We start from the raw sequence: 12490 nt of genomic DNA, 5'->3' as shown, positions 1-12490 counted from the left end.
ATTGGAGCTTAAAATGAAAAAAAATTTTGCCTTCTCTACGCTCGCTATGAGCCTTTCCTTTGTGTTTCTTCCTAGTAGTTTTGCTTATGCTAAAAGTGAAGAATGCCAACAAGACCCCAGTCTAAAACAATGCAAAAATGTGCTTGACCCGATCATTGTGAGTGCTAACCGCAGTGCCACTGACAGTGCTAAATTTGTGGGACAAGCCACCAAATTTGAGTCGGATAAATTGTTAGCTCAAAGCCGTTTAATTGATGTATTGGGCGACAGTCCAAATATTACCTTTGGGCGAGATATGAGCCGTCAAATCGGACAAAACTTTAAGGTGCGTGGCTTTGGTTACGGTGATATTGAACGTGTGATTATTCAACAAGATGACGTGCCACGCGATCCAACTCTATTTTCCAACCACATTTCCAGTTTTAGAACCGATACGGATATTCTGAAAAATGTGGAAACCGTCAAAGGGGCGTCCTCTATTTTGCACGGTTCGGGTGCGATTGGTGGGATTATCAGTATGACCACCAAAGAAGCGGCAGATTATCTTCGTCCAGGGCAACAATATGGTGCAACCATTGGTGGACGGTTAGAATCCAATAATATGCGAAGCGGTATGGTGCAACTTTATGCTCGCCCGAATTCTGCCCCAATAGATGTACTATTCCACGCCAAACGTGCCTTACATGGCAATGTGAAAATTGCCGATGGCGGACAAGATGGCGATACGCATAACAAAAATGATGAAAAAATTAATAGTTATTTTGCCAAATTTGGTTGGGATATTAATGCGGATAATCGTTTAACCCTTTCCGCTTTCAATTACACCGACAAACTCAATACAGGCTGGCAAACGTTATATCATGATTATGATGAAGATAACCCAGTACGAGGCAAACTGACCCAAAAAGATTATGTGTTGACCCATCAATATAATCCAGATAATCCGTGGATTAATCTGACATTGCGAGCATTTTATTCTGAAGCCAAATATCACCGCATTAATGAAGGTTCAGATGATGGTTATGGCAATCCTTATAAAAGCGACTATGCCAATATTGATAAACGCTACGGCTTTTCTGCCAAAAATATTGCCAAATTTCAAACAGGCAGTTTAGATCACGAATTGGTACTAGGGGCGGATTATAAACACAAAAAAATGGATGCCAAATTCTTCACATTAGAAGGTGAATCGGATATGGGTTCATTCCCAAATACTAGCCACGATATTGGATTATATTTCCAAGATAATATTCAATTTAACCGTTTCACTTTCACCTTAGGCGGACGTTATGATGTATTTAAACGTGAAGTGAAAAAAGAAGGTGGACAATCCTACGAGAAAAAACGTTTCTCCCCACGTGTTGCGTTAAGTTATGAAGTGTTAGACGGCGTAAATTTACTGGCAGGTTATTCCGAAACTTTTCGCGCTCCAACCCCAGCGGAAACATCTCCTTATGGTATGTTAAATCCATATTATTTCTATCTGCCAAATCCAGATTTGAAACCTGAAATTGCGAAAGAATATGAAGTGGGCTTCTCGGTGTCCAAAAACAATTTATTTGATTTAGGGCATGCGATTTACTTCAAAACCACTTACTTTAACGGCAAAATCAAGGATATGATTTCCCTTCAGGCAATCCCAGAATTAGGTTTACCTCCAGAAAGAATGAATCCAAGAGTTCAAAATCAGTATGCTAAATATCTCAATGTATCTAATGTAAAACGTACTGGGGTAGAAGCTGAACTTAAATATGCCATTGGCAATTTATTATTGAGCGGTAGCTATGGTCATTTGAAATTAACCAATACCGAAACAGGAAAACGTGTCAGCACCTTTGCCGATCGCTTGACCGCAGGTGTTACTTACACTTACACCCCTTGGGATTTAACCACAGGATTAAAAGTTAATCATTGGTTTAAACCAAAAGCTGATACCTTTGATTATTATGCCAGAGGCGAGCATTACTCCTATGTCAACGGTAGCTTTACCCAAGTAGATTTCAACGGTATTTGGCAACCGAAAAACACTGGATTTAGCTTTATTGATCAAGATCTTAAAGTAATGTTTGGGGTAAATAATCTATTTAACAAAAAATACAAACCTGCCGGCACATTAGATGTTACTGCCACAGGCGGACCAGGGCGTAATTTCTATGTTCAGGTGGAAAAACGGTTTTAAGGAAAGGTAAATAGCAAAAAAGTGCGGTGAAAAACAAAAGAATTTTTCACCGCACTTAATCGTTTTATTTAACTGTCAATATTACGCTTTTGGACCTGCTGCCACTAACGCTTTACCTTCTGCAGTTACAGTATATTTTTCAAAGTTTTTCACAAAACGGTTAGCTAAATCTTCTGCTTTTGCTTGCCATTGTGCTTTGTCTGCATAAGTATCACGTGGATCTAAGATCGCAGGATCAACGTTTGGTAAGGCAGTTGGCACTGCTACATTGAAGATTGGCAATGTTTTGGTTTCTGCTTTGTCGATTGAACCGTCTAAGATCGCATCGATAATACCACGTGTATCTTTGATTGAGATACGTTTACCTGTACCGTTCCAACCTGTGTTGACTAAGTACGCTTCTGCACCAGCAGCTTCCATACGTTTAACTAACACTTCAGCGTATTGCGTTGGGTGTAAACTTAAGAACGCTGCACCGAAACAGGCTGAGAATGTTGGGGTTGGTTCAGTGATACCACGTTCTGTACCTGCTAATTTCGCAGTGAAACCAGACAAGAAGTAGTATTTAGTTTGTTCTGGCGTTAATTTAGATACTGGCGGTAACACACCGAACGCATCTGCAGTTAAGAAAATTACTTTTTTCGCATGACCTGCTTTAGATACTGGTTCAACGATGTTTTCAATATGATAAATTGGGTAAGAAACACGAGTGTTTTCAGTTTTTGAACCGTCTGCAAAGTCAACAGAACCGTCAGCACGAACTACCACGTTTTCTAATAACGCATCACGTTTGATCGCACCATAGATGTCAGGTTCGTTTTCTTTAGATAGGTTGATAGTTTTTGCATAGCAACCACCTTCGTAGTTGAATACACCGTCATCGTCCCAACCGTGTTCATCATCACCGATTAATTTACGTTTAGGGTCAGTTGAAAGGGTGGTTTTACCTGTACCAGATAAACCGAAGAATACAGCAACATCACCATCTTTACCTACGTTAGCAGAACAGTGCATTGATGCGATACCGCGTAATGGTAGGAAGTAGTTCATCATGGAGAACATACCTTTTTTCATTTCACCGCCGTACCAAGTACCGCCGATTAATTGCACGCCTTCAGTAATGTTGAATGCGACAAAGTTTTCACTGTTTAAGCCTTGTTCTTTCCAATTTGGATTGGTGACTTTAGAACCATTCATTACCACGAAATCAGGTTTGAAGTTCGCTAATTCTGCTTCGCTTGGGCGAATGAACATATTTTTCACAAAGTGAGCTTGCCATGCCACTTCAGTAACGATACGTACCGCTAAACGAGTATCAGCATTAGCACCACAGAACGCATCAACTACGAATAAACGTTTACCAGAAAGTTGGTTAGTGACTAATGATTTTAAACTTTTCCAAGTTTCTTGATTCATTGGTTTGTTGTCGTTTTTAGCTGCTTCACTTGTCCACCAAACGGTGTCTTTTGATTTGTCATCTAAAACAATATATTTATCTTTTGGTGAACGACCTGTGAAAATACCAGTATCAACGGCAACTGCACCAGTTGTGGTTACAATACCTTTTTCATAACCTTGTAAACCTTCTTTGGTTTCTTCTGCGAATAGGAGTTCATAACTTGGGTTATGAACAATTTCTTTTACGCCGTTAATACCAAGGTCGCTAAGTTCTTTGATTACTTTGTTTAAGTCAGTCATAAATTACCTCATTAGAGTTAGAAATTAAAAAATAAAACATAGACTATTCTATTACTTTTTTAGAAGAAAAAACGTTAACTAGATCAAGTTTCTGAAAAAAAGTTGATTTTTTATATATTTTTTTGATATGGATCAAGTAGAAATTCATATCATGACTCGTATATCAACATTTTTCTCCAAAAAAGGAAAAAATTAACGTTTATCCTATAAACAAACCCACTATTTTTTCTTAGTCGGACGTTGCCAACCTTGAATGTGGCGTTGTGGCACTCGGCTAATCACTAGCTCATTTTCTTCCACATTTTTGGTGATAGTGGTTCCTGCACCGATAGTTGCACCGTTCGCAATCGTTACTGGGGCAACCAGTTGAGCATCAGAACCGACAAACACGTTATCACCGATCACGGTTTTAAATTTATTTGCACCGTCATAGTTACAGGTAATCACGCCAGCCCCGATATTAACGTTGGCACCGACTTCTGCATCGCCGACATAAGTCAAATGATTGACTTTAGAGCCTTTACCAATGGTGGCTTTTTTGATTTCCACGAAATTACCAATATGGGTTTCTGCACTTAATTCTGCTCCAGGGCGTAAACGGCTAAATGGTCCGATAGCGGATTTTTCACCGATAGTACAATCTTCTAATACTGAATAAGGTTTAATTTCCACATTATCACCAATTAACACATTTTTCAGTACACAACCCGCTCCGATTTTTACTTCATTGCCTAATTGAACTTTACCTTCAATAATCACGTTAACATCAATTTCGCAATCTTTACCATGGCTTAATTCGCCACGTAAATCAAAGCGTTCAGGATCTGCCAAGCTCACACCTGCTAATAATAAACGACTAGCTTGTTTACGTTGGTAATAACGTTCTAACGCATTGAGTTGCAAACGATTATTTGCTCCCTCTACTTCCATAATATCGTCTGCTATCACCGCAGCAACTTGACAACCGTCTTGATTTGCCAGCCCGATCACGTCCGTCATATAGTATTCGCCTTGGGCATTGTTATTATTTAAACGGCTTAACCATTTTTTGAAACTCGCTCCGTCTGATACCATCACGCCCGTGTTTACTTCGTTAATTTTTAATTGTTCAGGATTGGCATCTTTCTGTTCAACAATCGCCACCACTGAACCATTTTGACGAATAATTCGTCCGTAACCTGTAGGATTGTCTAGTTGCACAGTTAATAACGCAATACCATTTTGCGGTTTAGCCGCAATCAATTTTTGTAACGTTTCCTGTGTAATCAAAGGGGCATCGCCATACAGCATCAAAATATTTTCATCATCGTTAAAAAATGGTGCAGCTTGTTGCATGGCGTGTCCCGTACCTAACTGTTCTGCTTGGAAAACCCAATTTACAGGTTCATCTGCTAAACGTTGTTTTAATAAATCTGCACCGTGTCCATAAATTAAATGGATTTGTTCAGCATTTAATTGTTTGGCAGTATTAATCACGTGCTTCACCATTGGCTTGCCAGCCACCTTGTGTAACACTTTAGGTAAATCAGAATACATTCTGGTGCCTTTGCCTGCGGCGAGAATCACTACGCTTAATTTTGTCATTTTTACTTTCTCAAATTAGGTTAAAGTGTGGTCTATTTTACACAAGTTTTGTGAAATGATCTAATATCGCATAAAACTTCGCAAACCTGATCGTTTTTTTATTTAATAAGAATAATCTTTGTGATCTCTATTCCAAAAAGTGCGGTGAAAAATTGATATGTTTTTTTATTTCATTCAATTTATTGATTCAATTAAATAAAAATGAGAATGAAATAATGAATACAAGGAAATACATTGAGGGTATTTGCTTTGAGTGGGATAGTATTAAAGCCCATTTAGTGTGGCAAAAACATAACGTATCTTTTGATGAAGCCTTAACCGTTTTAGTTTATGATGATTTTTCTTATACCAATGAAGATACAAGGGATTATAATGGAGAACAGCGTTACATTACTATTGGACTTAGCACAAAAATCCGCCTATTATGTGTAACATGGACTGTGCGAAATGATTGTTATATAATCATTACGGCACGTCAGGCGAATAAACACGAGAGAAAGGGGTATGAACATGGAAAAACCATTTGATTTTAACACCGCTAAACGCCCAACAGATGTCGCACCTTTAGCCAAAATGCGAGCTATTCGTCAGCAACATTTGGCTGAACAAAATACCGAGCAACAGCTTACCGATTTTTTTGACCCCGATATTATTGCAGCGATCAGAAATCATGCAACAGAACAAGAGAGATGTCAGGCGAACAATCTTTTACGTTCATTTTGGCATCTGGCGTAATTAACATTTTAATAATAAAAAACAAAACAAGGCGGACATAGTGGTCCGCCTTTATATGAATAACTCTTATGAAACATCAATACTATATCGGCATTATGTCTGGTACTAGCCTTGACGGCGTGGATTTGGCATTAATAGATTTTGGACTAAATCCACCCAAAATCATCGCGTGCAATTTCATACCGATGCCCGAAAAAATTCGACAAAAAATCACCGCACTTGTGCAATCGGGGCAAACCAGTTTGCAAGATTTAGGCGAGCTAGATCATCAACTGGGGGGACTTTATGCCGATTGTGTCAATCAATTTCTTGCTAAACTGCGGTTAAAATCGGAACAGATTTTAGCCATTGGCTGTCACGGTCAAACCGTATGGCATTCGCCCAATTCAGCTTATCCTTTCACCATGCAAATTGGCGATATGAATCTTGTGGTGGCTCAAACGGGCATAACCACTGTTGGCGATTTTCGCCGTAAAGATATGGCAGTGGGAGGGCAAGGTGCACCACTGGTACCAGCCTTTCATCAGGCTATGTTAAGTACACCCGATAAGCTAAGAGTGATTTTAAATATCGGTGGAATTAGTAATATTTCTGTGCTAAATCCAGATTGTCCAACTGTCGGCTATGATGTTGGCGTGGGTAATACGCTGTTAGATGGTTGGATTGAAAAACATCAAGGCAAACGTTACGATAAAAATGGCGAATGGGCTGCCAGCGGACAAGTTGAACAGGGCTTATTGGCGGATTTATTAGACGATCCTTTTTTTAGCCAAGCACCGCCGAAAAGTACAGGGCGAGAGCTGTTTAATTTAGCTTGGTTAGAAAAAAAATTGCAAAAACACACCGCACTTTCATCGCAAGATGTGCAACGCACGTTACTTGAATTTACCGTACAAGGCATAGCGAATGAGCTACTCACACTAGAAAAGACAGATTTGCCTTGTGAATTATTGGTCTGCGGTGGTGGAGCGAAAAATCCGTTAATAATGCAACGTTTAACGGCGTTATTACCCCAATGGCAAGTAGCACAAACCGATGCGGTAGGGTTTGATGTGGACTATATGGAGGCGGCTGCCTTTGCGTGGCTGGCTTATCAACGCATAAACAATTTACCGAGCAACTTGCCTGCGGTTACGGGGGCAAAAAGTGCGGTGAGTTTAGGGGTGATTTTTCCAAAATAGGAAACAAAAATGACAGAAAAAAACTTACTCAACGCTCTCGGGCAAATGCTCACCGAGCAACGCAATCCCGAATCTACCAACATAGATCAAATGACTGCGTTGGAAATTGTTAGCTTAATCAATCAGCAAGATAAAACTGTGCCACTAGCCATTGAAAAATGCTTGCCACAAATTGCGGTTGCAGTAGAAAAAATTGTGCAAGCCTTTCAAGCTGGCGGTCGGTTAGTTTATATTGGGGCTGGTACCAGTGGACGATTAGGCGTGTTAGATGCTTCCGAATGTCCCCCAACTTTTGGGGTTGATCCTGCTATGGTGGTGGGTTTGATTGCGGGAGGAGAACAAGCCTTACGTCACCCAATCGAAGGGGCGGAAGATAATCTTGCACAAGGTAAAATTGATCTGCAACAGATCGATTTTTCTAAGCAAGATGTATTGGTTGGGATTGCGGCGAGTGGTCGAACACCCTATGTCATAGGAGCATTGCAATATGCCCATGAACTGGGAGCGACTACGGTAGCGATTGCCAGTAACCCTGATTCTAAAATGGCGGAACTTGCCGATATTGCTATTGAAACCGTGGTGGGGGCGGAAGTGCTGACGGGGTCAAGTCGAATGAAATCAGGCACAGCCCAAAAATTAGTACTCAATATGCTCACCACAGCGAGTATGATTTTGTTGGGAAAATGCTACCAAAATTTAATGGTGGACGTGCAAGCCAGCAATGAAAAATTGAAAGCCCGTGCTGTTCGTATTGTGATGCAAGCCACTGATTGCTCAGAATATAAAGCGATTAAAGCGTTAAAATTGGCGGAAAATAACAGCAAAGTGGCGATTATGATGATTTTAGCTCAAGTAGATATTCATCAAGCAAAAGCGTTATTAGCAGAATATCAAGGGCAATTAAGAAATGCCTTGCCTTAGTAAAATATATTAATAGTATATTGAGAATTATTTTTATTTGATCTAAGATAAAGGCGGTTTTTCATTTTATTTTCATCTCAGCCAAGGAGAATTTATATGCGTTTAAAACTTATTTCAGCAGTGATTTCAGGGTTACTTTTATCTACCCCAGCGATGGCGGCAGATTTATCAAAAGAAACAAAAGATTATAAAGATTTTGTAGTTGTTCAAATTGATGAACTAGTTACTCAAACAGAATCGTTTGTTGGAGCATTAAAAAATGGTGATGTGGAAAAAGCCAAAGCCGTTTATCCGCTTGCTCGTATGTATTATGAGCGTTCCGAGCCGATTGCCGAAAGTTTTGGTGATTTAGACCCACGTATTGATGCCCGTCTTGCTGATCTTGAGGAAGAAGGTAAAGGGGAAAAAGATTGGTCTGGTTTCCACAAAATTGAAAAAGTATTATGGGAACAAAATACCACCAAAGGCACGGAAGAAACAGCCGATCAATTATTAAAAGACGTGAAAGAACTGCGTGCCAAAATTCCGACTACGGAAGTTACGCCTGAATTAATGATTACGGGGGCAGTGGATTTATTAAACGAAGTTTCTACTACTAAAGTTACTGGCGAAGAAGATATTTTCTCTAAAACTGACTTATACGATTTCAAAGCAAACGTAGAGGGTGCAGAGAAGATTTACGAATTATTTAAACCAGCGTTATTGAAAAAAGATGCTAAATTGTCTGCCAAAATCGAGCAACATTTCAAAGAAGTCAATGATTTATTGCAAAAATATAATAAATCTAGCACAGGTTATGAATATGTGCCGTACAATACTTTAACGAAAGAAGACACCAAAGCTCTTGCAGAAGCAGTGAACAAATTGGGTGAACCATTAGCTCAGTTAGGTGTTATTTTAGATAAATAATCAGGGAGAAGTCACAATGCGTTATACCAATAATGCTCGGCGTGATTTCTTAAAGAATAGTGTAATTGTCGGTGCTGGCTTAATGGCTAGCACCGCTTATTCTTTAGAACCACGCGAAAAAATCACCATTAAAAATATCTATCCATTTTTCAATACACACCAACAAGGTATCACCACTCCAGCACAACATCATATTTATTTTATCGTGTTGGATTTACACAGCCAAGATGTCGGCGAGATTCACCAAATGTTTAAAACATGGACAGAATACAGTCGCCAATTAACACAAGGCAAAAATGTACAAACCTATAGTCAAAATGGTTATGTACCCGCAGTTGACACGGGGGAAGCAGATAGCCTAAATCCGTATAATTTGACGCTTACTTTTGGTGTAAGCCCAAGTTTCTTTACTAAATTAGGCATTGAGAAAGCTAAACCAGCAGAATTAGTCGATTTACCGCATTTTCCACGTGATCAACTGAAAGCTGAATTTGTTGGTGGTGATATTTGTATTCAAGCCTGTGCAGACGATCCGCAAGTGGCATTTCATGCGGTGCGAAATTTAGTCCGTGTTGCCCGTTCGGAAATCACCATGCGTTGGAGTCAATCAGGGTTTAATTCTTTTGAGGGTACGGACACGCCACGCAATCTGTTCGGTTTCCGTGACGGTACGGGGAATCCAAAGGGAGAAGAACTGGATAAGACGGTATGGTATGAGGGTAATAACTGGCTGAAAGGCGGTTCATTCCTAGTGGTGCGTAAAATTCAGATGTTCTTGGAAACTTGGGATCGTACCAACTTAAACGAACAACAGCATACTTTTGGTCGTCATCGTGACTCGGGGGCGGCTTATGGTCAGAAAAAAGAATTTGATCCCGTTGATTTAGATAAAAAAGATGCCAAAGGTCAGCCTGTTGTACCAGAAGATTCTCACATGCACCTTGCCCATAAAACAGGGCTAAAAATGTTACGCCGATCGTTTTCTTATTCCAGTGGTATCGATCCGCGTACAGGACAATTTGATGCAGGATTATTGTTTATTTCCTATCAAAAAGATCCACAACAATTTATTACCATTCAAAATAAGTTAGGTAATATTGATAAAATGAACGAGTACATTACCCATATCGGCAGTGGACTGTTCGCTTGTTTCGCAGGAGTAAAAGATGAAAATGACTACTTGGGTAAAGCCCTGTTTGAAGCCCTTTAAATTGAGTTTATTATTGGGCGTATGTTTCTCTACTTCGGCTTATGCCAAAGTTGAATTGGGAGCGTTATTTGTGCATTTATCGGATGCCTTGTCCGCAGTTAAAAAAGAAAATAGCGAACAAGCCAAAAACAATTTGCAAACTTTACAGCAAGAATTTAATGCTATTCCAACCCATAACTCACAAGCTGGAATGCAAACTAGCAAAGCACTTGAAACCGCTATTGCTAACCCAACTTTAGCCAATGTAGAACAAATTTCTAAAGACCTTTATGCTTTTGAGAAAGAGCAAAACCCAGTGAATCATGATAAAAATCGTCAGAAATTTGCCGAGCAAGTAGTGCCACCTTTACAAGCCTTAGAAACAGCATTGAAAGGTAACAAAATTGAGGAAATTCAGGCTAAATTCCATCGTTTCGGTGCAACTTGGGGAGCTAACGAATTATCCATGCGTGGAGCCAGTTTAAGCCATTACGGCAAAATGGAAACGGCTATGTCCTTATTTCGTAGTGCCATGCAAGCGAATCCTGCTAATTATGAACAAATGCAGCAACAGTTAGTAATATTAAAAAATACGGTTGATGATTTTGTTAATAATAAATCTAAGTGATTGATTTGATTAAGATAAAAAGTGCGGTAAAAATGATCTGACCCCAAAAAGTTAGACGCTTACATCAAGGACTGACGACGATATTGTATCGGACTCAGTCCTTTTAATTTTAACTGAATACGTTCTTCATTGTAATAGCGAACATACTCATCAATCATGATTTTAATCTCATCAACGGTTTTAAAGGATTTCCCATAAAAACGCTCCGTTTTCATTCGCCCGAAAAAACTCTCCATTGCAGCATTATCCAAGCAATTTCCCTTACGGGACATACTCTGTTCAATGCCATTTTCTCGTAATATATGTTGATAAGCTCGCATTTGATAGTGCCAACCTTGGTCTGAATGCAACACCGTTTTTTCTCCCTTAGCACGCTTTTTCAATGCGTTTTGCAACATCGTTTCCACCAATGCCCAGTTTGGACTGGTGCTAGTGTGATGTGCGATTAGCTCGTTGTTAAATGTGTCTAAAATCGGCGAAAAATAGAGTTTATTACCATCTTCTGCCTTGAACTCCGTAATATCCGTGAGCCATTTTTCATTCGGTTTGCTGGCAGTAAAATCACGTTTAAGCCTATTTTCGGCAATTCTGCCCACTTCACCATGATAGGCATTATATTTTCGACATTTTTTGCTTTTCACCTGCAAGCCCATTTCTCGCATAAGTCGTTGAATTTTCTTGTGATTGACCCCTTTCAACTCTGCTGCAACACGGCGATAGCCATATTCAGGGTGCTTTGCTTTTATCTTCCTGATTTCTGCTCTAAGTGCTTCATCTTTATCCGTTTTAGGCTTGATATGATAGAAAAATACACTACGAGAAAGTCCCGCAATTTCGAGCAACAAAGCTAACGGATAGCGTAATCTTAAGGCTTGGACGGCTTCTGCCGTTTCCTGTCTTCTCGTTTGATAATCTCGTCCAACTTTTTTAGAAAGTCGTTCTCCGCTCTCAATCTCAGATTTTCAAGCTCGAGTTCTTCTAGCCGATTCTTGGGTTTTGGGGGCATTTTAGGATATTTTGGCTTCATCGTTTGGCGACCCTTTGGTTTAGGTAATAAGCCTTTTATACCTTGTTTTTCAAAGGTTTTCAACCATTGACTAATCATGCCCGAGCTACTTAAGCCAAAATGTAACGCTGCACCACGACCCGAAAATTGACCTAAAAGTACGCTTTGAACAACGTTAAATTTGAACTCTGGAGAATACTTTTGTTTGCTATGTCGAACAGCTAATCCACTACTGCCTGAGTGCTTAAATTGCACAATCCAACGTCTAGCTGTCTCATTGGGCAGGTCAAAATGTTTGCATGTTATAGATAAACTTTCGTGATTTGTGAAATAAAAATCCACGACTTGTTGTTTGAATGTTTGGTTGTATTTAGTCATAAAAATCTGCACCTTATTGGGTTGGAGGTTAGTCCAACTTTTGGGGTGCAGATCAAAAATACCGCACTTTTTTAATATAAGG

11 protein-coding genes are annotated in these 12490 nt (G+C 39.6%); 8 read left to right on the top strand and 3 right to left on the bottom strand.

The features are described from left to right. Positions 1-13: 13 nt before the first annotated feature. Complete coding sequence (locus O1Q80_RS01550; RefSeq protein ID WP_386695250.1) at positions 14-2179, top strand: TonB-dependent receptor domain-containing protein; 2166 nt, start codon at positions 14-16, stop codon at positions 2177-2179. A gap of 81 nt (positions 2180-2260) precedes the next feature. Here O1Q80_RS01550 and pckA read toward each other — a convergent pair whose 3' ends face one another. Both pckA and glmU read right to left on the bottom strand, forming a co-directional pair. Further along, on the bottom strand, positions 2261-3877 hold the full coding sequence (gene pckA / locus O1Q80_RS01545) for a phosphoenolpyruvate carboxykinase (ATP) (RefSeq protein WP_386695248.1): 1617 nt from the start codon (positions 3875-3877) through the stop codon (positions 2261-2263). A 219-nt stretch (positions 3878-4096) separates the two neighbouring features. Beyond that, positions 4097-5461 carry a bifunctional UDP-N-acetylglucosamine diphosphorylase/glucosamine-1-phosphate N-acetyltransferase GlmU gene (gene glmU, locus O1Q80_RS01540; RefSeq protein ID WP_386695246.1) on the bottom strand — a complete coding sequence of 455 codons (1365 nt, stop codon included), beginning with the start codon at positions 5459-5461 and terminating at the stop codon, positions 4097-4099. Between the two features lie 215 nt (positions 5462-5676). Here glmU and O1Q80_RS01535 point away from each other — a divergent pair, with 215 nt between their 5' ends. From O1Q80_RS01535 to O1Q80_RS01505, 7 genes are all read left to right on the top strand, one after another. Then, positions 5677-5988: a BrnT family toxin gene (locus tag O1Q80_RS01535; RefSeq protein ID WP_386695244.1), complete on the top strand. Its 312-nt coding sequence runs from the start codon at positions 5677-5679 to the stop codon at positions 5986-5988. After that, on the top strand, positions 5972-6196 hold the full coding sequence (locus O1Q80_RS01530) for a hypothetical protein (RefSeq protein WP_386688838.1): 225 nt from the start codon (positions 5972-5974) through the stop codon (positions 6194-6196). Before O1Q80_RS01535 ends, O1Q80_RS01530 begins: the two co-directional genes overlap by 17 nt. Before the next feature lie 68 nt (positions 6197-6264). Next, complete coding sequence (locus O1Q80_RS01525; RefSeq protein WP_386695241.1) at positions 6265-7377, top strand: anhydro-N-acetylmuramic acid kinase; 1113 nt, start codon at positions 6265-6267, stop codon at positions 7375-7377. Between the two features lie 9 nt (positions 7378-7386). After that, entirely contained in the window at positions 7387-8298 is a 912-nt protein-coding gene (gene murQ, locus O1Q80_RS01520) for an N-acetylmuramic acid 6-phosphate etherase (RefSeq protein WP_386695239.1), read from the top strand. A gap of 96 nt (positions 8299-8394) precedes the next feature. Then, positions 8395-9207 carry an iron uptake system protein EfeO gene (gene efeO, locus O1Q80_RS01515; protein WP_386695237.1) on the top strand — a complete coding sequence of 271 codons (813 nt, stop codon included), beginning with the start codon at positions 8395-8397 and terminating at the stop codon, positions 9205-9207. Positions 9208-9223: 16 nt separating this feature from the next. Further along, entirely contained in the window at positions 9224-10417 is a 1194-nt protein-coding gene (gene efeB, locus O1Q80_RS01510) for an iron uptake transporter deferrochelatase/peroxidase subunit (protein ID WP_386688846.1), read from the top strand. Then, positions 10374-11024, top strand: a complete 651-nt coding sequence (locus O1Q80_RS01505) for a hypothetical protein (protein WP_386695236.1) — start codon at positions 10374-10376, stop codon at positions 11022-11024. The genes efeB and O1Q80_RS01505 overlap by 44 nt, the downstream gene beginning before the upstream one ends. A gap of 59 nt (positions 11025-11083) precedes the next feature. Here the strand turns inward: O1Q80_RS01505 and O1Q80_RS01500 are convergent. Beyond that, positions 11084-12408, bottom strand: a protein-coding gene (locus O1Q80_RS01500) for an IS3 family transposase (RefSeq protein ID WP_386695234.1) whose coding sequence is annotated in 2 segments (ribosomal slippage) — positions 11084-11934 and positions 11934-12408 — 1326 coding nt in all. Because the reading frame shifts where the segments join, the coding sequence is not laid out codon by codon here. Between the last annotated feature and the right edge of the window lie 82 nt (positions 12409-12490).

Origin of the sequence: Lonepinella sp. MS14435, assembly GCF_042485795.1 — a bacterium.
Classification (GTDB): domain Bacteria; phylum Pseudomonadota; class Gammaproteobacteria; order Enterobacterales; family Pasteurellaceae; genus Lonepinella.
Note: the sequence above shows the minus strand (reverse complement) of the source record. Positions and strands in the feature narration are given on the sequence as shown.

Excerpts from the sequence above, each read along its gene's own strand:
- O1Q80_RS01550 (WP_386695250.1), top strand. The coding sequence starts at position 14 with ATGAAAAAAAATTTTGCCTTCTCTACGCTCGCTATGAGCCTTTCCTTT.
- O1Q80_RS01525 (WP_386695241.1), top strand. The coding sequence starts at position 6,265 with ATGAAACATCAATACTATATCGGCATTATGTCTGGTACTAGCCTTGAC.
- efeO (WP_386695237.1), top strand. The coding sequence starts at position 8,395 with ATGCGTTTAAAACTTATTTCAGCAGTGATTTCAGGGTTACTTTTATCT.
- efeB (WP_386688846.1), top strand. The coding sequence starts at position 9,224 with ATGCGTTATACCAATAATGCTCGGCGTGATTTCTTAAAGAATAGTGTA.
- glmU (WP_386695246.1), bottom strand. The coding sequence starts at position 5,461 with ATGACAAAATTAAGCGTAGTGATTCTCGCCGCAGGCAAAGGCACCAGA.
- pckA (WP_386695248.1), bottom strand. The coding sequence starts at position 3,877 with ATGACTGACTTAAACAAAGTAATCAAAGAACTTAGCGACCTTGGTATT.
- O1Q80_RS01530 (WP_386688838.1), top strand. The coding sequence starts at position 5,972 with ATGGAAAAACCATTTGATTTTAACACCGCTAAACGCCCAACAGATGTC.
- O1Q80_RS01535 (WP_386695244.1), top strand. The coding sequence starts at position 5,677 with ATGAATACAAGGAAATACATTGAGGGTATTTGCTTTGAGTGGGATAGT.
- O1Q80_RS01505 (WP_386695236.1), top strand. The coding sequence starts at position 10,374 with ATGAAAATGACTACTTGGGTAAAGCCCTGTTTGAAGCCCTTTAAATTG.
- murQ (WP_386695239.1), top strand. The coding sequence starts at position 7,387 with ATGACAGAAAAAAACTTACTCAACGCTCTCGGGCAAATGCTCACCGAG.